Origin of the sequence: Bacillus sp. FSL R5-0416 (assembly GCF_037975425.1) — a bacterium.
GTDB lineage: Bacteria > Bacillota > Bacilli > Bacillales > Bacillaceae > Bacillus > Bacillus subtilis.
In genome coordinates, this window is sequence record NZ_CP150252.1 from 2,873,009 (window position 1) to 2,890,320 (window position 17,312).

The window sequence follows — 17,312 nt, forward strand, 5'->3', positions numbered from 1 at the left end:
TTGATCACCTCAGTGGTTTAAAACGAATTTTTTTGTATGGCCGAAAAAAATCAAGCGCTGGTTTATACCTTACGTCATCCGCCGTGTATGTCTTGCTCATTCCGCCAATTGATTCAGACTGAACACCTTTCGGGCTGTCCCGATCAATTTCAATCATGAGAGCAATTCCTTTCTTCACAGGGCCTGGTAGTGATTCAACCCCATCTGGACCGACAAAAGAGTTATTGCACTCCTCCTTAACGAAAGAAATCGCGTCTGCAAGGTCTATTTGTAGCTTTGCATCCTGGGATGTGTCATCAGCTGGAATCCCTAACCTGACTTTTAATTCTGCCAAGTCCATTTCTCTCATTCCTTTCAAAGAACCGGTTCATATGTCGCAAAGCATCGGCAATTAATATCATTTGATGGATCACCGCTTTGTCCCGGCGCTTCTGCTGTTACATGAACACCATTTTTATTGATGCCAAGATCAAACAACTGATTGACCATGCGTTCCTGCCCTTCTAAATGGACATGATCCGCATGTTTTGTCTCACGAACTCTTTCATCACCAACGTTGTGCCAGATTTTTTTCATGTTGATGCCCCGCGATTGAGCTTTTTTAGCAGCGTCAAGCGTTGCTTTTTCCCTTGTGCGATGCATTTCTGTATTGGCTATGCGCTTTGATCGGTTGTAACTCAGGCCGACATCAGTCTGCAGCTCCTTCGCAACCTGAGCAAAGCGTTTCCGCTCAATAAAACCGCGTTCGATTGTCTTGTTAATCTGCTGTATTGTCTTTTTGCGATCAGTTTCAATGGCTTTGTCCATTTGTTTACTTTTAATAGCCTGCTGAACGTCTCCGGGAGCCCATTCAGCAGGCAAATTCATCTGATTCAGTGTTGTTTTTGGCCGCGCAAGTTTTATCCCTAACGCAGCCAGAACGCCAAGGATCAGCCAGCTGTATGATGATTCGTAAGTTTCTTCGAGAAATTCTATAATCATCGCTTTGACTTTCGCTGAAAGATCACTAATCAACGAGGTGATTTCCCGCTTTATACGGTTTAGATCACCGTGTCGATTAGCGTCAGCAAGTGTCGGTTCTTCGATTTGATCAAGTTTGACGAATAACGCAGTCAGCTTTGACAGCACATCTTTTGAAGCACGCTGAAAAAGCCGCTTGAGTTTCCGTAAGAATTCCTTAGTTTTACGGTTCAACGGCTTCAAAAGCTCCTTTTCAGTTTGTTCTTTATCCACCGCTTACCCTCCTACTCCTCGGCTGTTTCTTTGGCGTCAGACTCTTGTGTGTCCTCGGCTTCTTTTTTATTTGTGCCCTTGTCCAGCTTATATCCAAGTCCCTTATAAATTACCTCGAAAGCACGTTCCGTCACTTCCAAAGAGTCTCTCCCTTTCTTGATCCTAACCATTAGGCAGTGGCACCTCCATCAACAGCAGGGACTAAGGCTGCAAAGGCATCCTCTGCAAGAGTAGTGAATCCGACTTCCATAGTCGCTCGAAGTGCAAACATGTCACGCTCGAATAAGTTTAGAGGTTCGCCGGCTTCATCTACAGTTGTTGTCAACGTTGCGTCCTGAGAAATGGTATATTCAATGTCCTGAAGAATACCATAACGCGCATAGTCCCAAGCCCCTGTAATAAGGTCAGCTTTTGTTTTATCCCATGATTTGCTGTCAACAAACCCAATAGGCAACCCAAGAGCTTGAGGTGTTGCATCTGCTGTCACTTGGTTAAATAGTGGCAACCCGTTATTATCTTTTGCAGCGCGTAACTTTTGACGGAAACGTCTAATAGTTGTAAATGCATCAGGATCTTTGTCTGCATCTTCTACAAGCGCCATTACTGCAGCGAGATCGTCATAAACAGTTGCCCCTGAACCCGCGCCAGTACCAGATGTGATCTTTTGGCCGGACTTGTTGACTCTTTCCATGATTGATACACCTGTCTCAAAAGGCGATCCCACCCCAAACAGTGCGGCTTGGTCAAACTTGATTGCAAAAGCTTCTCTAATAGCTGATTGCATTTGAGTAAAGAAGTCAGCAACTGTGTATCGTAAGAATTCCTTTGAAACTGGAATGATAACCGCAAGTTTCTTCGATGTCATTTTTGCTGTGAGCCATTTGGCGCTGCTTGTTTGAATGCGTTCACCTTCACCAACCCAGTAAGCGCCAGGTCCTTCTGCTAAGTACGTGAACGTCTTTACCGGTTTTGTCATCGGTTCATATTTAGCAAGCTGTGTGATTGCAGATGTCTGCATAAATTCTTTCAACACAATTTCTGCTTGTTCTTCTGGGATTTTCCCAGTTACCGCATCTTGTAGTAATACTGTTTTGGGATTAAATGTTGGCATAATAGCCCTCCTTATTTTCTGATATTTGCTTGGTTAGCGAGTGCCCCAATATCAACCGCCCCGCTAGTTGGTGATGGATCACCTTTTTCGAAGTTAGTGCCGCTCTCTTTGAATTTGATATCTACAGCATTTTGAACTGCTGCATTGAATGTCTCTTCAAACTTACTGAGATTGGCAAGTGTTGTTTCCTCGTCTTCGCCAATAAAATAGTCAATAACTCCTTTAGGCAGCTTCTTTTCATCCGCTACATTCAAGGCTTTATTGACCAATGCTTCACGATTTCTTGCTTTTTCTGCATCTTCTATTTGTTTTTTGAGCTTCTCAATTTCTAATTCAGCCGGAGATTTATCCGGATTGCGTTCACGGATTTTCTCTTCAACGATGCTATCCAAATTGTTTGCCTTCCATGTTGCAAGACCTTTTGTGAAGTAGGAATCCAGGCGTGGCTGAATGAATCGTTTTCCCTCTTCAGTTTCAAGGAACCCTTCCACCTTATCTGCTGATACGGCCGAAAGTTCTCCCACAAATGCTTTTACTTGTTCATTGTCTTTATTATCTTCGAGAAATTTTTTCACTTCTTCTAAAGTTGGCATTACGTTTCTTCCTCCTTCGCCCTCTACAGTGCGCGCCTGTTATGAGTGCATGAAAAATAAGCCTTTTTAAAGTCATGCTCAGGACAAATACAGATGATCACTTTGCAACCTCTTTGAAGTCATCATCATGTCGATTCTTATGCCAGTTTCTCGTTGTATTGTATTCATTTTTCGCTAATTCCCATTGCCATATATCTATTTCAGCAGGCGGATTCTCTCCATTTGACAACGCAATTGCTTTCTCCATAGCTTTTTCGAATGTAGGGTAGATTCCTACCTTATGGGGATAACAGTCATAATAATCATCACTCGTGTACTCAACTTCAAAGAACGTCATTACTTACACCTCGAATGTCATCATTGTCCTTTTCATCCTCAAAATCATAAGCATCTTGTTCAGCTTTCATTCTCTCAATCTCGTATTGCACATCATCGACAATAGAGAGTGTTGAAAGGCGTGTCTCTTCGCTTACCTGGCCTTTAAGTTGTCCGGATGTCTGAGCCTCTTCCAAGAGATTTGACGGCAGATTGCGCTTGAATGAGAACCATACCTTTAAATAATCACCTGCTGACACAAGACCTTTTTTCGCCCATGCTGAGCAAAGCAATTTGTACTGATACCGAAGGGCAGCAGTCGTTTTCCTCTCCATCGTAATGCACTTATTTTCAAGGGCCATCAGCTTGTATTTCATTGCAACGCCTGTCACATTCCCGCCGAATGATTCATCAGAGAAATTGACCGACTTTGCAAAACGAAGAATGTTTTCTTCAAGCCTGTTCAGATGGTTTTCGATCATGGTGTCATTAATGTCTTTTGTCAGGAATTTGGCATCATCATCTTTCCCAAACATTTCAAGCACACCGGTCTTTTTCAGTTCTTGGATGTCTTCATCATCCATACCAGCGCCCTTTAAAATCAAATAAGCTAGCCGTAGCTGTTCAATCTCGTTTGATGCATCTGAAAGTGTGCGATCGTATGCATCTATAAGTTTAATTACCTTTTCTACGTCGCCCATCTGTTCATCATTGTTAGGCAACCCGAATAAAGGACAATAATCAAACAAGTGGAGCTTCTTCTCTAATAAAGTCCAGCCACCTTTTTGTTTTTCAAAAAAATAGGCCATCTTGTCATCGTAAAAAGTGGCTTTTTCACGCTCTATGCTTTGATTATTAACCCAATCAAATACCTTATAATATCTAAGTGCGAAAGAAGGCTCTGTGATGTCATTCTCAGCAATAATGACAACTTCCCATGGATTTACATTCGCAACTCTTACCAAGCCGTCAGGAGCGATATACACAAGTCTAGCACCATATCCACAAATAGCTGCTTTCTTACCCCATTCGCTATCAGCATCAGCAATGTTATTTATGGTGTTAAAGTTATTGATTTGCTCTGCCAAGGCCGTATTTTTGTTTTCCCCGTCTTTCTCCGTCTCGTATGAGATTGGATGGCCGAACATATACCCAACCTTTGTATCCACTATCTCAGCATCAAAAGCATTATTCAGGCGATTGTTTACCAGATGGTCAATACGCCGAACCTTTCCTGTTTCAAAATCATCGAATTGAGCTGCCTCCCGCTGTAAGATCGGCACACCGGCAACACTAGCCATATATCGTTCATACTGAGCTATGGCTTTATCTTTGATCGGCTTATGCTCTTCAATAATCTGTTCAATGATTGGACCGTCTATCTCATTATTTCGAAGATAATTTAAAAACTTGTTCATGTTCTCACCCCTTTCCTTTGCGTCTCATAGGTTTGTTGTGTGTATAAATGGCATATCGGATAGAGTCGAGCACATCGTCCCACTCTTTAACTGGCTCGCCTGTATTTGGATTCCAAACATACATAAAGATCTCTTTTTTAAAGCGACTAACTTTATCTTCAACAATAAAAAGCAGATCCCGTTTGAACAGTCGCGCCACTTCTTCAATACCTGAAACAACTGCTTTATCAGCATCTAACGCACGAAGCTTCTCTCTACGAAAACGCACGATGTGTTCAGGCCGAGCTGTATCACAATAGAAATTAATGTTGCCATACCGCTCTTTGATGTCCTTTGCTACCTTCACCCAGTAATCTATCTCTTCGTGCTGCTTAGAATGTTCTTCGAGCAAATAAAAACACCCTTGGTCATCTTGTCCGATTACGACAATAGAACCCGGGTGCTCATATCCCCAGTCAACGCCAGCAAAGTATTTAGTGAAGTTGACTTGTTTATTTTCCATCTCTTTAGAACTGATATAGTGCTTGTCTTTGTTGAAATCCTTGTATATTACGCCTTCCGGAGCAACCCAGTAGCCGTAAATATCTCGGTCCGTAAACATGCCGCTTGGTGTTGAGGCAACAATACTTTCGACATATTCAGGATCAAGAAAGTTGTTATCGAACAACGAGAAGTGAAAAGAACGGATATTCAGCCGACCGTTTTTCAGCCGCTGCCCGTCTTTGTCGATATAGTCCGTTTTGACGGTGTGCATCGGGTTTTCAGGGTTTGTATCCATCATGACCATTGCACCCTTATAGGAGCAACGTGAAATGACTTCCTTCACGAATGAATCATGCAGGGCCGTCGCTTCGTTTAAGAATGCGCCAGCTGACGTGAAACCCCGCGCCTTTTTCCATGAGTCTGCATTTGCACCATCAAAGCAATAAACACGGTTGCCGAATATCTCAACGGCATTCGCTTTATCAAGGCGCAATTCTTTCCCTAGGATCAGCTCTAAATCATTTAGTATATTCCGCTTTATAGAAGCCTGAGTTGCCCCGCCGATGATAAAAGAAAGCCCCATGTTTTGATATTTGCTGATATGCCCGAGGAACGTCAAAAGGAGCACGAATGTTTTCCCTGCCCTTTTCGCCCCGCTGCATATTAAGATTTTCGGCTGTTCTTCAATAAAGCTATTCCATACCTCTTGTTGCTTAGAGTTAAGTTCCATGAGGTTTCACCATCTTCCGCAGCATGGCAGCAACTTCATTTTCTTTAGAGTTTCCGTTATCGCCGTTAATATCTTTCTTCGCCTTCTCGATATTCAAGCGCATTTGCTCCAATTTAAGGCGCCGTTCATCTTGTTCATGGGCCAGCTGATCAAATTGCTTTATCAAGCTCCTCAGCTCCCCCATTGCCCGAGATTGAGCGTTCAGGAAGGTTGCATGACGATCCCAACCGAATTGAAACTCCCATTCTTGCTCATCGCCAAATGCACCCGGTTTCTCTTTTTTCAAAACCTTAGTCATATCGTCTTTATCCTGTACGTGCATGATGCGCTGCGCCCGGATAATAGCCGCATATTGAATCTGAATTTGATCCCATATCATATCAGCTGGCGAACGCTCCTGAATCTCTTCCATGATCTTAAGTGTTTCTTCTGGCAAGAATTTAGAGAAAAAGCCGTGAGTAACAGCGTTTTGATTCTTCTGTGGTGCGCCGCCGTTGTTCCCTAATGCATTTTTGTTGCCCGGTTGCCCGCCTTTTTTTGTGTGCACACTTTTTTCAATGGGTGCACCCTTTTTCCTTTCCCAACCATGCCGCTGCTTCCACGATTTTATGGTGTTCACTGACACCCCGTATTTTTCGGCAAGGTCCTTGTATTTCATGCCTTTGACGTAATCCTTATACGCCTGAATGTGCTTTTCGGCCATCTACATTCACCGCCGCCCCCTTCTGATTCGTGTTGTTTTGGAAAAGATATTCCCTCTAAACCACCACCGTGCTCAAGCCGTTAACCGCCAATAGTCTATCCTGAGACTTACCGGAAGCAGTTTACAGGGAACAAAAAAAGCACCCCGCAGGATGCTACCTTTATTTCTTCAGTTGACTTGCTCTCCAGTCCATATACTCATGGAATACAGTAGGACCCGATACATTGTACTTATTTCCAATTCGCCACAACTCATCTTGCATTTCTTTTTCTATATCGTCCCATGATCTATGCCCTTGCTTCTCTAAAAAATCATGAAATTCTTTCACCATTGGCTTCAAGCTATTCACCCCCCTACCTTATTATCGGTTAAGGAGTATGACAATGGTAACATTCGCAAAATTTGTCGAACGAAAGCGCTCTTCATAAATAGGTGGCAACCGTAAGACGAAAGTCCTCATAAGATACTCTTGTTCATTTAATCCAATCCCTTATTTCTTTAATAGTTTTATAAGTCTTGGACCAAGCGCCATTCTCTTTTAAAAAGTTTTCACCCTTTTCAGTTAGTTCAGGACCTAGTTTATATAAATGCGGACGATTATCTGAATAAAAAACACCGATTAAATAATTTTCCCGTTTTAAAAAGTTCACTGCTTCATCAAAATGATCTTCGGAAACTTCAAAGTCCTTTTCTGTCAAAGGGGTGTTACCTTCATATATCTCTTTAGCTATAGCATATCTCAATTTTTCTTTATTCAATATCTTCTCTCCCAACTATCCTTTTATAAAATTTGTCAAACGAAGACTCAAGAGTCTCACTTTTTATTTCTTTTTTTTCTGTTCTTTTTTGTTTGTTTTTCTTTTTTTATATCTTCTGTTTGTCCATTTTTCTTTTCTTCAGTTTCTGATTCCTCTTCAATTATTTCTTCCAAAAGCATCTTATAACATCGTAATTTTGATGAAAATTCAGTTCTTTTTGTAGTGATTCGAAGCCAAATTCCCATTATTATAAAATACAGAAGAACAGCTAAAATAACAGCAACAGAACCTAAGTCTAATCCTCCATCTATAATCATTTGAAATAGCTCTGAAGGCTTGATTGTTTTCTTTTCATCTATGTCTAGTGCTATCTTTGAAAATGAATTAGCTGTTGCAGTGTAAAAAGCAATTAAACTTGTAATAATACTCACCGTACTTGTCATTACTGCTGTATTTATAGCGAAAGGAATCGGGGTTAAATTAGAAGTATCGTTAGAAACTTCTAAACTACCATCTAATTTATTAATTAATTTATTTAGCTGATTTTCTTTAAGCTTTTCTAGCCTAATTTTTGTTTTGAAATCTTCTTCATCCTTGATTGTAGATCCTTTTTTATAAGGTTTACCAAAGAATTCAAGATATTTTGTTACTTCTGTTATCTCATCAAAGGGTATCTTCTCAACCTCATTTTTCTTTCGGTTGTATATCTTTCTCCAGAAACCCACAAAAAAGTCCTTCATTTTTCCACCTCTTTTTATACCTGGGGGCTTATTAATTTAGTCCTCTTTAAGGTATATCAGGACATAAAACACACCCATTATCCGGGTGCTCATTTCTTCCTATGCTTTTGGAATTCCAATATATCCTCTTTTATAAAAAGTCTGTCCCTCGGCATTTCTTTAACCGGTTCAAGTTGACCCGTTTTAATTAGCCGATTGAGATATTGACGAGTAAAGCCCAATATTTCAATTGCTTCGCTTGTATTAACGATCTCCTCATTTAAAAACCTTTTAATTGCATCACGTTCTTTTAGATTGTACATCAACAGCGCCCTCTTTAAATTCCCTAATATTGAAAAAGTAACCAATATGATTATAACTATATCAAAAGTAGTTTTAAAGGATTTTTTCTTACTTTTAAATAAAACAAAAAGCCTATTCGGCTAAACAGAATAGGCTGTGTTCTGCTCTATTTTTCATTTTCAAACGGGAACGCTCAATGTTTTTCTGCACTGTTCCTTTTTTAATGTTCAGCAGCTGGGCGATCTCTTCAAAAGACATGTTTTGCACAGTGTGCATGATGAAAATGTCCTTTTCTCTTTCGGTAAGGACAGAAAGAGCATCAGCAATTCTTTCTTTGTCCCAATCGCTTACCTCTCCTTCTGGCTCCTGATTGATCGCATATTCTTCTGGCATTGCATCAATGATACGTGAATCAGCAAGAATCGTTCTTTGATAAACGTCCCTTCTGTCAGCTCCCCGGCGTGCTCCTGGTTGTCTCCCGTTCTGCAGCCATTCGAGAGTGAATTCAATATCGCTGATCATATTACCAATGATTTTCTTGTCATTCTTTTGTCCTGCTTTCATTTCAATTTCTGGCGTTTCCGAGTATGCCCGGTACATCTTTCTCACTTCTTTTAACGCTCTTTTATATTCAATGATTAAATCTTGCATGTTTATCCTCCTCTTATTTACGCTTAAAAGCGCCGCCTTTGCCGCGTCTGAGTGTTTGCATGTTCGTGTTCATCATTTGTTGCCAGAAACGATCTGAGCGCTCCTGTTGCTTCTGTGATGGCTTCTTTTTGGACTGTTTCATGTCTCATCACTCCTTTCATCACTAGTAATCGCGATAGACATCCAGATAGTTGCGAAATAAAAAAAGGACACCGACCAAAGCACAGATTTCTCTGTACAGCGATCAGTGTCCGCAGGCTTTCCGTCTTGGACCATTTATTTAGTTATCATCCCTAATTCTTTTCTAATCGAATTAAATTTATTTGTTACATAATTATAAAGTCTGCTATCCCCATCAACTTTTGACGGTTCAGAATATCCCATTTTAGCCATGTCATCTAATCTTGCTGAATCATCAAACAGATGATTTACTAAATGAATTAATTCTGCTGTGCAATATTCAGGGAAGTTATCAACAAAACCTTTTACCTGAGTGATTTGTTCATGATTTAAACCGTCATATCCTTTTGCCGTATATAATTCTTTCGTAACTATTCTATATATAGGTGTATAAATTTTGCTCAATGCTTCTTCTTTGTATTTCACTGATGCATTTTCATTACGTATTTTCTTTTCTTTTAGATATGTTGCGAAATTTGCAAAGAGCGCTGATAAAATTGCAGTTAACGCTATAGTAAAGAATTGTGCCCAGCTCATAATAAACCCCTTTTTAGGTATTATTATACTAGACTCTATATATTGCTTTCTATAATTTAAAGAATTTGCTGGTATCAACTTTGCCTCTATATTTGGTTTTTGAAATCTCAGCTAAATAAAACAAACCAGCAAAAATATTTAAAATTGGAATAAACACAATTACAGCATCTGAAAAGTTTGGTGATATGCTTTTAAAAGCAATTTGATGCCCTAACTTTGTCATTAACCATGCAAAAGGTATGGATGCTAGATATAGAACTAGAACCAGAACTAAAATCATTTGTCTTCCCTCTTCTCTATATACTTATCAATATCTTTAAAGTAAGCCGCAGCCGTGAATGAAATGATTGCCCCGATCAAAGCAAGGTTCGCTTTCATGTCCGGCCTGTAATCGTGTTGGAAATATATCCAGAATCCGCATCCCATCAATAGAAATAGTATTCTAAGTGCCATCCAATCCCCCTATTGTTCACAAATAATTAACATTTATTTACAGGTTTATTTTTAACCTAGGACGAATTCTTTAGGTGTATCAAAAAACTAAAGGAGTGTTGATAATGAATTTTAAAAAGTTAGTAACAACCACCTTATTAACTTCAGCTATTTTAGGATCAGGCTCAATTGCCAGTGCTACAAGTTTAGATAGTAAAGGGGAGGTCTTGCCTGTCCCTAATAAATTTCAAACTGACTCTATTTTCACCACAAATGGGAAAGCATCGATAGCTGCAAGTGTTGTATATGTTGGTGGCAGACTAGAAGCTAATGGTTCAAACAAGGATTATTTAGACTCACAAGTGTTTACCCTATCAAATAATACTGGAACAAATTATAAAGGGTGGCAAGAATCTGAAAGAGCCAACGCAGCTGCGTATCTTAAGTACGAATTAAAAAATGCATCTACCGGTAACACGGTGTCTCAAGTCAGTTATTATGGTGAAGTTAAAGCAAGTGATGGACGTACTTGGCCAACTTTATCCTTTACCAGCTCCAATATAAAAGTTACAGATAAATACTATGTTAGGGTTACCAACCTTGGCAGTTACCCAGTGAATTTCGCTGGTAATGTTTACAACTAATTGACTTCTGGAAAAAGCAATCTATTTTTGATTGCTTTTTTTCATTTTAAAAGCAGCATCTGGGCGGATTTTTATATCTAATTCGTTGTGACCACATTCAGGGCAGCTGTATTCGATCATGCTCACCTTCCCTTTTGTAATGAAGATTTAACAGAAATTCACTCTTCCATTTGTTACTATTGAACTAATCAAGTATGTTTGGAGGTAAGTTTTTGGACTACATAAGATTTGTTCTTGAAAAACCACTGGCTGGAATTTTATTCAGTGTTTTAGCAACTGCAGCCATTCTTTATGGTTTAACTCACTTTCCTTACGGGGCTTTATAAAAAGTCCCTATCCCCCTATTCCCAGCCGACTGCGATTGCAAAGAATAAAACCAAAACCATCGCCCCAATGAGCCAACCGTTTGTCTTATCACGCTTTGCGATGATAGTTTCATCACCGATCATTTTCAGATCGTCTGATTTTGCCACGAGCACCGGTATGTAATCTGGATGCACTTTCAAATGTTCCGCCGCCTGCTCAACTGTCATCGCTTCGTCTTTCGTGGCTTTGACTGCCCGCTGAAGCTCTACTTGTAAAGGAATCATTCCGCATCACCTACTAATGCTTTTTTTGCGGTATCTCCCCAATCCATATCAATAGGAGGCGGACAGTCTTCAAATTCTACTGTGTATGTTGTTTCTTCCGCGTAAAATTTTAATGCGTTTTTATAACGCTTGTTCTCCTCTTGTAGCCGATGTGATTTATTGGCCTCCTCAATTAGAAAGCCGAATTCTTCGTCTTTTATGGTTATCTCCCTACCACCGCTAGTGAGTTTACAATGATCACAAATGCTTTGAATTTTATCGCTCAACTCCGACTCACCTAAAAGATATTCATATCGCGCATTTTCCTGTTTAAGCAGCCGAATCTCTTCCTGTGCCTGCTTGAATTGATGAACCGCTACTTCCTGCTGACGCTTGTTTTCCTTGATGATTTCCTGACGCTTTTCAGCCAGTTCAGCTTGTTCAATCAGAAAGTGCCAAGCTTTTTCTAAACCTTCCCCGCATTCGGCGTATTTCTTTAACCAACTCGTGAAGATGGTAATTTCAAATTTTTTAACTTCCTGTAATTTATCCATGTCCGTTCCTCCCCCGCAGGGGAAAGCCCCTGCTATTTGATTTTGAAACCTATTTCATGATCAACTCGAGCAAAGCTTCCCTTTGCCGTTTGAATGATTGTTTTGCCATGCTCCGGGGCTTCCAAGACATGTGCGGTGCCCTGGCTCCCGTCTAAAACGATGATCTGTATTTTGCCCGGCTCAATTGCCTGTTCGATTGTTGTATCTTTGCTTAAATTAATTTCTCTTGGGTTGTACATTCTTAGCGCCCCCTGTGCTATGATAGAAGTACCAGTTCATATCAAAGCGCCGGGGCTCTGCTTCGGTGCTTTTTTTGTGTTTAATAGTGATCAGGTTTCCATCCGGCCATTGTGAATGTTGGCGATGGTTTCAATTCCTCCCGGTAAACGATCGGATGCTTTTTCACGTATTCCGCCAGCTGTTCCGGTGTCATCTTCCATTCCTCAACCGGTCCTGGCAGGTAAGGATTGATGCTTTGCTGTTCCATGGTATCTACCTCCTGAATTGATTTTGGGAATTTCCGTGCCGCCGAGCTTCTTACAATCAGAACCCATTCGGCTGGCGCATGCCTTAAACTGAGAGCAACGTGTCATACAGGCCATGAGATTATCTTCTTCCTGCACCCACAACGGCCGATCGTCTGCGATTACCACGTTTAACAGTGGACTTTTCCGCCTTTCTTTTGAGTTTTTTCAGCTCGTCCAGCTCGATGAAGCCAAGTGACTTATCCAGAGCCAGCACCTTGAGTGGCGTATCATAAAGCCGCTCATACAGCTTGCGTTTGATGGCAAATTCCTTTGTTTCCACGCCCTTGATGTCAATGATCTCGATGCTGCCGTCCAAGTTATGAACCTCAAAGTCTGCAATATATTCAATCTTCCGAAAAGTTTTGCCGTTCTTTTTGAATGCCTCTTGCAGCAGGAACCGTGGCTGCAGCTTAAAATCTTTGATCTGCTTGCTCACCTTGAGCCATTTCAGCTGCTCATAGTATTTGGCTTCGGCCCGGCTATCGAACGTGATGCCGTCCACCTGTGTTTTCCTGGCGCCATATTTATTTGCTGGCATGTGAAGCCTCCCGGATAGCCGCTGTAATCATTTGTTTTGTTTGTTGAATTAGCGCCTTCAATTCCTCAAAGGTGTTCGCATGCCCTGTTAAAATCTCCGTGTTAAGGATCCGGATGCAGGCTGCCTCTAAGTCTCTGAAATAACCAATAGGCTTATAATCAATCTGGCCTGTCGGGTTTCCCTCCTTGTCTTGCTTTTCGTATGAAACGCTTAGAATAACGTTCATTGGATCAGATGTAATTCTGTATTTACCGATGTGCAAATTCATTATCCTTACCTCCCGTCATTTTCTTCCCATTGCTGAATCTGCTTTTCTTTTGCTGGCGCCGTTAGTATAATGGCCGGCAGCAGGATCACCGCTTTAAGCACTGCGCATCAGCTCCATTTGTCTGATCTTTTCCTCAAGCACCCTAATAGCTGGTGTGAGATCCTTGCCGCCCTTTTGTTCAGCAGGTCCGAACAAATACATTCCTTTGGATCCTATAACGTTCGTTTTCTCCTTCAATCCCAATCACCCAATCTATGGTTTAATTCCATCCGGTTGCCCTGAATGATCACCGTGTAATACTTGCACATCTGGTAAATCCGAGAGCCCAGCGCCTCGTCAACGTCCAGCAGATCGTCCGTTGTGAGCTCAGAAGAGATCAACAAAGGCTTATGATTCAAGTAGCGATAATTCACAACTGACTGGATCTGTTCGACTTGCCATTCGGTTGCCCTTGGCTTCCCATCAACTGGCTTGAATAAGTCATCAATGAACAGCACATCTGCTTTTCTCATGGCATTCAGCTTTGTTTCCAGCTGGTCAAAGTCATTTTTCAGATCACTCATGCCCTCAACGTAAGGAAAGTACAGGCAGTGAGTCGATTTCTTTTTAATGAGATTGTTCATGATGGCCGTTAACAGATGGGTTTTGCCGCTGCCCGGCTGTCCCAGCAGAGCAATGCTATTGGCACGCTCTCCCTTGATGTTTTCAAAGTCTTTGAAGTATTCGACCGCACATTCATAGGCATCTTTGATCATTTGGGGCTTACCGTCTAATTTGAAGTTGCCGAACAGCAGCTGCTCGAATTTCTCAGTAATTCCGCTGGCTGCCATGAGGCGCGCTATTTTCTTTTGTTTCACACACTCACATTGTTTGGAATACGTCGTTTTCCATTCCCGAGCCTTATCTGGCGTGCAAACCTTTCCCGCAAGATAATCTTCTTCAAGAACCATTTCATCAAGTGATAGGCTGTCCAATGGCTTGTGTTCTTTTCTCAGCCGCAGCTCAGTATCCTTGTGAACCCGATAAATTACAACGCCGCGATCCTTGCACTCGGAACACTCATACTCAACCTTTTCTTCTGATGCGGCCTGTTCTGTTTCCCAGGAACGCGATCTTGCTTGAAGACCCTTCATCATTGCTTGGAACGCTGTGTCTATACTGACTGCTTTGTTTATTGCCATACTGTTGTTTCTCCTTTCTCTTTTGGCTTAATGGATTGGACAGGATTGCTTCAATGTAGCTCAAGCCAACGTTGCTGCCTTTATTTCTGAAAGCCTTTTTCATTGCCTCGATGACCTTCTCTTCGCCGTAATCATCCACCATGTAGCCGATTCTTTGCGCTTCGATGGTACCAATAGAACGAGCGACCTTATTTTCAAATAGCTCAAAAGCATTTTTCATTTTGGGATCAACCTCCTGCGTTTCTTGTGGTGCCGGTTCAGGAATAGGCTTTTCAGATGGTTCCTGCTCCGTTACAGGCGTTTCAAATGAAATCAGCCTGTATTGCCCTGCTTTCCTCCCCTGCGGCTTATATTCGATTCTTTTAAGATCAATCAGCATCTTTCGGTGTTTGATCAACGTGTTTTCGGAAATCTCAATCTTTGCTTGCAAAGTAGTATTCGAAGTGGTGAACCACTCCCGCCACCCTGCCTTGTTGTTGATGTGCAAAAGATGAAACCATAATGCTTGAGTTGTAGCAGACAACGGATTCGTTTCTAACCAATTCATGAAGCCGTTCATTTCTTTCAGGTAGTTCATGGCTCACCTACTTCCTTTCACACAGTGCTGTCATTCCGCTGATGCGGACTAAACGTAAGCCAGGTTCATTTGTTCTGAGATAGCCTTCAACATAAGCACGGAACAGCTGCGCGCGATTTGGCGCCCCTTCCGTCAGCCATTTGTAACAGAAGGGGATGCCGACTTTAATCAAATGGGAGGTCATCGTCACTGATATCTACAGGTTTGCCGTCAAAAGGATCAGCATCCTGCGCACTTGGTTTTTCATTTGGCTGTTCAGGCTCACTCAAAAGCTGATTTCCGCCTAAATCTAAAACATTATCGTCATATACGGATTGAGCTTCTGCTGTAATATCTTTTCTAACCGTCTCGTCTTGAGCTACTTGTTTTTGAATCTCAATACTGATCGGCAGATACTTCCACATCCTGCGAATAACTGTTTTCTTCGCCATTTCTTCATAGTCTGTTTGCCATGGCCCGTTATCTTTTGATTTGCTTCTCAAGCGAACATTTTCAATATCTTGTTTGCTGAATACATCGAATTGATAACCGCCGTCTTTAAAGTGAGCAACTGCATAAACATGAGTCATTTCGCCCCTGTGTCCCGTGCTCGGCTTATGAACCAGCTTAGGATGCAAACCCAATTCGTAGTCAAATTCGTCTTTTTCATAAACTGCATGAGCATATATGCTTTCGATATGTCCCGAGCGCCTGGCGAGATCAATCATTCCTTTATAGCCGATTATGAATTGAACCTCTTTTACCCATTGATCCGGTGCCCCATTTTGCCCTTTGATCTTTTTGTTGAACGGTACAAAATAACAATGTCCAACCAATCCGGGTTCGAGTCCTAATTGAGCTGACTGCATGACTGCACCGAGCAATGAAGCTGGGGAACACTGCTGTAATCCCGGGTTGCTTCTAATAGTTGTTAAAGCAATCCTTGTGATCCGTTCAGGTGTGATATGTTCAGGTAAAGCCTTTTGAAGCTCCGGTTTCATATCATTGAGATAATCAGCTAACGTTTTAGGCTTATCCTCTTTTTGAACGCTATTCACTTTGTTCGCTAACTGATTGCGAATGTCGTCATTTTTAGCCATTGTCTTTTAACTCCTTCACATTGAATCGTCTATGAGTCGATACTTTACTGAATTTTTCAAAGAGCTCAGGGTGTTCAGCAGCAAATGCTTTTGCATCAAAACGGTTTGTCGTTACGGTTTTCCAAGTAACAAGCGCTTTTTCAGCATTGCCTACCTCATACTCCCCGAGCATCCCTTTTAATTGGTTCTCAGCTTCTTTGAGCCTTTCTTTGGCTTCTTTCTCCTCAGCCTTAGCTGATTTGTATTGCTCAATAAGTTTATTTGCTGCCAGAGGAAGCTCTGTTTCATCTTCGAATCCTACAGGGTACATATGCGTTAAAAGCTCAGCAGAAGCCTCAGAACCATCAAACATAGGAGGGATCTCATTCTCAATATGGTTTTTCCAAAAGTCCTGTTCAATTTGAATCAGGTATGCAATGAGCTCTTCGTCTCGTTCAACCTTTTTGTAAACGAACTTGTTGCCGCCAATCAGAACAGCGATCCACCAAGCACTTAACCCGGTAACAGCCATATAATGCTGACATTGAACTAGATACGCGTCCGGTACCTCTTCGCCGTCCCATTCACCTTTCAGGTATTCTGATGCTGTTTTGCATTCCAGTCCTGCTCGTTCGCCGACTACTAATCTATCAACGTTTGCAAGCATAAACGGATAATCAGGATGCTGTAAGATTGCCTTCCGCCGCCGAACCTTCTTGCCTGTCCGCTTTGAAAATTCCCGGGCAACGGTTTCTTCGTGAATGTGCCCCCAATATGCAGCCTCATTGGTTATATGCTCTTGAGGTGCCTGTCCGAGTTTGTCCAGATAAACTGACATTGGCGTTTTCCACTTACTCAGCCCAGCAATTGCCGCAGCATCGGAACCCCCGATGCCAGCACGCCGAGCCTCAAGCCATTGATCCTCCGTCATGTTGTCCGTAGGCATGTAAACTTGTGCAAGCATCAGAGCAGTCCCACCTTTCTTTTGTACTCTTCCGCGCCAAGCCGCTGCCATTCCCGGTAGTGATCCATTGAAGGGAAACTAAACTGTGCTTTACCATTTTTGGCGAATACAATTGAACCGCCGACCTGTCTTAAACGTTGCTGATCCTCCGCGCGCTCGCTGAATGCCACTTTTACTGCTTTAGCCATATATAAAACCTCCATTGATTTTCTTGAGGCTATCTGGTAGAATATAGTTATATGAGTTTTCAGATAGCCTTTAATTAA

Annotated in this window: 31 protein-coding genes; 1 reads left to right on the plus strand and 30 read right to left on the minus strand. The window is 41.7% G+C overall.

Going from position 1 to position 17,312, the window contains the following annotated elements; translation table 11 throughout:
* Positions 1-4: 4 nt before the first annotated feature.
* The 18 genes from NYE20_RS15345 to NYE20_RS15430 all read right to left on the minus strand — a co-directional run bounded on the left by NYE20_RS15345 (position 5) and on the right by NYE20_RS15430 (position 10,187).
* A complete protein-coding gene (locus NYE20_RS15345; protein WP_043856986.1) occupies positions 5-340 on the minus strand; it encodes a phage head-tail connector protein in 336 nt (111 codons plus the stop codon).
* 14 nt (positions 341-354) lie between these two features.
* Positions 355-1,233 carry a phage minor head protein gene (locus NYE20_RS15350; RefSeq protein WP_268474477.1) on the minus strand — a complete coding sequence of 293 codons (879 nt, stop codon included), beginning with the start codon at positions 1,231-1,233 and terminating at the stop codon, positions 355-357.
* Positions 1,234-1,244: 11 nt separating this feature from the next.
* Positions 1,245-1,373 (minus strand): hypothetical protein, encoded by a 129-nt coding sequence (locus NYE20_RS15355; protein ID WP_257437960.1) that lies wholly within the window; start codon positions 1,371-1,373, stop codon positions 1,245-1,247.
* Between the two features lie 29 nt (positions 1,374-1,402).
* Positions 1,403-2,344 carry a phage major capsid protein gene (locus tag NYE20_RS15360; protein WP_017696635.1) on the minus strand — a complete coding sequence of 314 codons (942 nt, stop codon included), beginning with the start codon at positions 2,342-2,344 and terminating at the stop codon, positions 1,403-1,405.
* A gap of 11 nt (positions 2,345-2,355) precedes the next feature.
* Positions 2,356-2,937, minus strand: coding sequence for a DUF4355 domain-containing protein (locus NYE20_RS15365; protein WP_144527343.1), 582 nt, complete (start codon positions 2,935-2,937; stop codon positions 2,356-2,358).
* Between the two features lie 97 nt (positions 2,938-3,034).
* A complete protein-coding gene (locus NYE20_RS15370) occupies positions 3,035-3,274 on the minus strand; it encodes a hypothetical protein (protein WP_032722291.1) in 240 nt (79 codons plus the stop codon).
* The gene (locus NYE20_RS15375) at positions 3,261-4,670 is read right to left on the minus strand and encodes a phage portal protein (RefSeq protein ID WP_144527338.1); all 1,410 of its coding nucleotides are present in this window, start codon (positions 4,668-4,670) and stop codon (positions 3,261-3,263) included. The genes NYE20_RS15370 and NYE20_RS15375 overlap by 14 nt, the downstream gene beginning before the upstream one ends.
* 4 nt (positions 4,671-4,674) lie before the next feature.
* Positions 4,675-5,883 (minus strand): PBSX family phage terminase large subunit, encoded by a 1,209-nt coding sequence (locus NYE20_RS15380; RefSeq protein ID WP_144527335.1) that lies wholly within the window; start codon positions 5,881-5,883, stop codon positions 4,675-4,677.
* Positions 5,873-6,586 carry a phage terminase small subunit gene (gene terS / locus NYE20_RS15385; protein ID WP_161621498.1) on the minus strand — a complete coding sequence of 238 codons (714 nt, stop codon included), beginning with the start codon at positions 6,584-6,586 and terminating at the stop codon, positions 5,873-5,875. Before terS ends, NYE20_RS15380 begins: the two co-directional genes overlap by 11 nt.
* 160 nt (positions 6,587-6,746) lie before the next feature.
* Positions 6,747-6,926 carry a hypothetical protein gene (locus tag NYE20_RS15390; RefSeq protein WP_061187548.1) on the minus strand — a complete coding sequence of 60 codons (180 nt, stop codon included), beginning with the start codon at positions 6,924-6,926 and terminating at the stop codon, positions 6,747-6,749.
* Between the two features lie 133 nt (positions 6,927-7,059).
* The gene (locus tag NYE20_RS15395) at positions 7,060-7,344 is read right to left on the minus strand and encodes a YjcQ family protein (RefSeq protein ID WP_061187547.1); all 285 of its coding nucleotides are present in this window, start codon (positions 7,342-7,344) and stop codon (positions 7,060-7,062) included.
* Positions 7,345-7,400: 56 nt separating this feature from the next.
* Positions 7,401-8,084, minus strand: coding sequence for a hypothetical protein (locus NYE20_RS15400; RefSeq protein ID WP_061187546.1), 684 nt, complete (start codon positions 8,082-8,084; stop codon positions 7,401-7,403).
* Between the two features lie 89 nt (positions 8,085-8,173).
* Positions 8,174-8,386: a helix-turn-helix domain-containing protein gene (locus NYE20_RS15405; RefSeq protein WP_061187545.1), complete on the minus strand. Its 213-nt coding sequence runs from the start codon at positions 8,384-8,386 to the stop codon at positions 8,174-8,176.
* Between the two features lie 112 nt (positions 8,387-8,498).
* The gene (locus tag NYE20_RS15410) at positions 8,499-9,017 is read right to left on the minus strand and encodes a sigma-70 family RNA polymerase sigma factor (RefSeq protein WP_061187544.1); all 519 of its coding nucleotides are present in this window, start codon (positions 9,015-9,017) and stop codon (positions 8,499-8,501) included.
* Positions 9,018-9,030: 13 nt separating this feature from the next.
* Positions 9,031-9,159: a hypothetical protein gene (locus NYE20_RS15415; RefSeq protein WP_061187543.1), complete on the minus strand. Its 129-nt coding sequence runs from the start codon at positions 9,157-9,159 to the stop codon at positions 9,031-9,033.
* A gap of 134 nt (positions 9,160-9,293) precedes the next feature.
* Entirely contained in the window at positions 9,294-9,734 is a 441-nt protein-coding gene (locus NYE20_RS15420; RefSeq protein ID WP_061187542.1) for a hypothetical protein, read from the minus strand.
* Positions 9,735-9,783: 49 nt separating this feature from the next.
* Positions 9,784-10,014: a hypothetical protein gene (locus tag NYE20_RS15425; RefSeq protein ID WP_061187541.1), complete on the minus strand. Its 231-nt coding sequence runs from the start codon at positions 10,012-10,014 to the stop codon at positions 9,784-9,786.
* Entirely contained in the window at positions 10,011-10,187 is a 177-nt protein-coding gene (locus NYE20_RS15430) for a hypothetical protein (protein ID WP_163136108.1), read from the minus strand. Before NYE20_RS15430 ends, NYE20_RS15425 begins: the two co-directional genes overlap by 4 nt.
* Positions 10,188-10,291: 104 nt before the next feature.
* Between NYE20_RS15430 and NYE20_RS15435 the strand changes: the two genes are divergently transcribed.
* Positions 10,292-10,810, plus strand: coding sequence for a hypothetical protein (locus tag NYE20_RS15435; RefSeq protein ID WP_061187540.1), 519 nt, complete (start codon positions 10,292-10,294; stop codon positions 10,808-10,810).
* A 341-nt stretch (positions 10,811-11,151) separates the two neighbouring features.
* Here NYE20_RS15435 and NYE20_RS15440 read toward each other — a convergent pair whose 3' ends face one another.
* From NYE20_RS15440 to NYE20_RS15495, 12 genes are all read right to left on the minus strand, one after another.
* Complete coding sequence (locus NYE20_RS15440; RefSeq protein WP_061188400.1) at positions 11,152-11,400, minus strand: hypothetical protein; 249 nt, start codon at positions 11,398-11,400, stop codon at positions 11,152-11,154.
* Positions 11,397-11,933, minus strand: a complete 537-nt coding sequence (locus NYE20_RS15445) for a hypothetical protein (protein WP_061188399.1) — start codon at positions 11,931-11,933, stop codon at positions 11,397-11,399. Before NYE20_RS15445 ends, NYE20_RS15440 begins: the two co-directional genes overlap by 4 nt.
* A 32-nt stretch (positions 11,934-11,965) precedes the next feature.
* On the minus strand, positions 11,966-12,172 hold the full coding sequence (locus NYE20_RS15450; RefSeq protein WP_017697395.1) for an XtrA/YqaO family protein: 207 nt from the start codon (positions 12,170-12,172) through the stop codon (positions 11,966-11,968).
* A gap of 80 nt (positions 12,173-12,252) precedes the next feature.
* The gene (locus tag NYE20_RS15455) at positions 12,253-12,420 is read right to left on the minus strand and encodes a hypothetical protein (RefSeq protein ID WP_176720973.1); all 168 of its coding nucleotides are present in this window, start codon (positions 12,418-12,420) and stop codon (positions 12,253-12,255) included.
* Positions 12,421-12,539: 119 nt separating this feature from the next.
* Positions 12,540-12,998 (minus strand): DUF1064 domain-containing protein, encoded by a 459-nt coding sequence (locus tag NYE20_RS15460; RefSeq protein ID WP_339183353.1) that lies wholly within the window; start codon positions 12,996-12,998, stop codon positions 12,540-12,542.
* A complete protein-coding gene (locus NYE20_RS15465; RefSeq protein ID WP_015715362.1) occupies positions 12,985-13,266 on the minus strand; it encodes a hypothetical protein in 282 nt (93 codons plus the stop codon). The genes NYE20_RS15460 and NYE20_RS15465 overlap by 14 nt, the downstream gene beginning before the upstream one ends.
* Before the next feature lie 93 nt (positions 13,267-13,359).
* Positions 13,360-13,503: a hypothetical protein gene (locus tag NYE20_RS15470; RefSeq protein WP_043857000.1), complete on the minus strand. Its 144-nt coding sequence runs from the start codon at positions 13,501-13,503 to the stop codon at positions 13,360-13,362.
* On the minus strand, positions 13,500-14,447 hold the full coding sequence (locus NYE20_RS15475; protein WP_339183358.1) for an ATP-binding protein: 948 nt from the start codon (positions 14,445-14,447) through the stop codon (positions 13,500-13,502). The genes NYE20_RS15470 and NYE20_RS15475 overlap by 4 nt, the downstream gene beginning before the upstream one ends.
* Positions 14,332-15,024 (minus strand): DnaD domain protein, encoded by a 693-nt coding sequence (locus tag NYE20_RS15480; protein WP_339183360.1) that lies wholly within the window; start codon positions 15,022-15,024, stop codon positions 14,332-14,334. The genes NYE20_RS15475 and NYE20_RS15480 overlap by 116 nt, the downstream gene beginning before the upstream one ends.
* Before the next feature lie 164 nt (positions 15,025-15,188).
* On the minus strand, positions 15,189-16,103 hold the full coding sequence (gene recT, locus NYE20_RS15485) for a recombination protein RecT (RefSeq protein ID WP_268484602.1): 915 nt from the start codon (positions 16,101-16,103) through the stop codon (positions 15,189-15,191).
* Positions 16,096-17,046 (minus strand): YqaJ viral recombinase family protein, encoded by a 951-nt coding sequence (locus NYE20_RS15490; protein WP_339183367.1) that lies wholly within the window; start codon positions 17,044-17,046, stop codon positions 16,096-16,098. Before NYE20_RS15490 ends, recT begins: the two co-directional genes overlap by 8 nt.
* Complete coding sequence (locus NYE20_RS15495; RefSeq protein WP_017696664.1) at positions 17,046-17,234, minus strand: hypothetical protein; 189 nt, start codon at positions 17,232-17,234, stop codon at positions 17,046-17,048. The genes NYE20_RS15490 and NYE20_RS15495 overlap by 1 nt, the downstream gene beginning before the upstream one ends.
* Positions 17,235-17,312: the final 78 nt, after the last annotated feature.

What these genes read in the sequence shown, in the direction of transcription:
- NYE20_RS15405 (WP_061187545.1), bottom strand. Translation starts at nt 8,386, where the DNA reads ATGTACAATCTAAAAGAACGTGATGCAATTAAAAGGTTTTTAAATGAG.
- NYE20_RS15370 (WP_032722291.1), bottom strand. Translation starts at nt 3,274, where the DNA reads ATGACGTTCTTTGAAGTTGAGTACACGAGTGATGATTATTATGACTGT.
- NYE20_RS15480 (WP_339183360.1), bottom strand. Translation starts at nt 15,024, where the DNA reads ATGAACTACCTGAAAGAAATGAACGGCTTCATGAATTGGTTAGAAACG.
- NYE20_RS15495 (WP_017696664.1), bottom strand. Translation starts at nt 17,234, where the DNA reads ATGGCTAAAGCAGTAAAAGTGGCATTCAGCGAGCGCGCGGAGGATCAG.
- NYE20_RS15460 (WP_339183353.1), bottom strand. Translation starts at nt 12,998, where the DNA reads ATGCCAGCAAATAAATATGGCGCCAGGAAAACACAGGTGGACGGCATC.
- NYE20_RS15445 (WP_061188399.1), bottom strand. Translation starts at nt 11,933, where the DNA reads ATGGATAAATTACAGGAAGTTAAAAAATTTGAAATTACCATCTTCACG.
- NYE20_RS15465 (WP_015715362.1), bottom strand. Translation starts at nt 13,266, where the DNA reads ATGAATTTGCACATCGGTAAATACAGAATTACATCTGATCCAATGAAC.
- NYE20_RS15440 (WP_061188400.1), bottom strand. Translation starts at nt 11,400, where the DNA reads ATGATTCCTTTACAAGTAGAGCTTCAGCGGGCAGTCAAAGCCACGAAA.
- NYE20_RS15450 (WP_017697395.1), bottom strand. Translation starts at nt 12,172, where the DNA reads ATGTACAACCCAAGAGAAATTAATTTAAGCAAAGATACAACAATCGAA.
- recT (WP_268484602.1), bottom strand. Translation starts at nt 16,103, where the DNA reads ATGGCTAAAAATGACGACATTCGCAATCAGTTAGCGAACAAAGTGAAT.
- NYE20_RS15380 (WP_144527335.1), bottom strand. Translation starts at nt 5,883, where the DNA reads ATGGAACTTAACTCTAAGCAACAAGAGGTATGGAATAGCTTTATTGAA.
- NYE20_RS15475 (WP_339183358.1), bottom strand. Translation starts at nt 14,447, where the DNA reads ATGGCAATAAACAAAGCAGTCAGTATAGACACAGCGTTCCAAGCAATG.
- NYE20_RS15420 (WP_061187542.1), bottom strand. Translation starts at nt 9,734, where the DNA reads ATGAGCTGGGCACAATTCTTTACTATAGCGTTAACTGCAATTTTATCA.
- NYE20_RS15400 (WP_061187546.1), bottom strand. Translation starts at nt 8,084, where the DNA reads ATGAAGGACTTTTTTGTGGGTTTCTGGAGAAAGATATACAACCGAAAG.
- NYE20_RS15455 (WP_176720973.1), bottom strand. Translation starts at nt 12,420, where the DNA reads ATGGAACAGCAAAGCATCAATCCTTACCTGCCAGGACCGGTTGAGGAA.
- NYE20_RS15410 (WP_061187544.1), bottom strand. Translation starts at nt 9,017, where the DNA reads ATGCAAGATTTAATCATTGAATATAAAAGAGCGTTAAAAGAAGTGAGA.
- NYE20_RS15425 (WP_061187541.1), bottom strand. Translation starts at nt 10,014, where the DNA reads ATGATTTTAGTTCTGGTTCTAGTTCTATATCTAGCATCCATACCTTTT.
- NYE20_RS15490 (WP_339183367.1), bottom strand. Translation starts at nt 17,046, where the DNA reads ATGCTTGCACAAGTTTACATGCCTACGGACAACATGACGGAGGATCAA.
- NYE20_RS15345 (WP_043856986.1), bottom strand. Translation starts at nt 340, where the DNA reads ATGGACTTGGCAGAATTAAAAGTCAGGTTAGGGATTCCAGCTGATGAC.
- NYE20_RS15430 (WP_163136108.1), bottom strand. Translation starts at nt 10,187, where the DNA reads ATGGCACTTAGAATACTATTTCTATTGATGGGATGCGGATTCTGGATA.
- NYE20_RS15375 (WP_144527338.1), bottom strand. Translation starts at nt 4,670, where the DNA reads ATGAACAAGTTTTTAAATTATCTTCGAAATAATGAGATAGACGGTCCA.
- terS (WP_161621498.1), bottom strand. Translation starts at nt 6,586, where the DNA reads ATGGCCGAAAAGCACATTCAGGCGTATAAGGATTACGTCAAAGGCATG.
- NYE20_RS15415 (WP_061187543.1), bottom strand. Translation starts at nt 9,159, where the DNA reads ATGAAACAGTCCAAAAAGAAGCCATCACAGAAGCAACAGGAGCGCTCA.
- NYE20_RS15360 (WP_017696635.1), bottom strand. Translation starts at nt 2,344, where the DNA reads ATGCCAACATTTAATCCCAAAACAGTATTACTACAAGATGCGGTAACT.
- NYE20_RS15365 (WP_144527343.1), bottom strand. Translation starts at nt 2,937, where the DNA reads ATGCCAACTTTAGAAGAAGTGAAAAAATTTCTCGAAGATAATAAAGAC.
- NYE20_RS15435 (WP_061187540.1), top strand. Translation starts at nt 10,292, where the DNA reads ATGAATTTTAAAAAGTTAGTAACAACCACCTTATTAACTTCAGCTATT.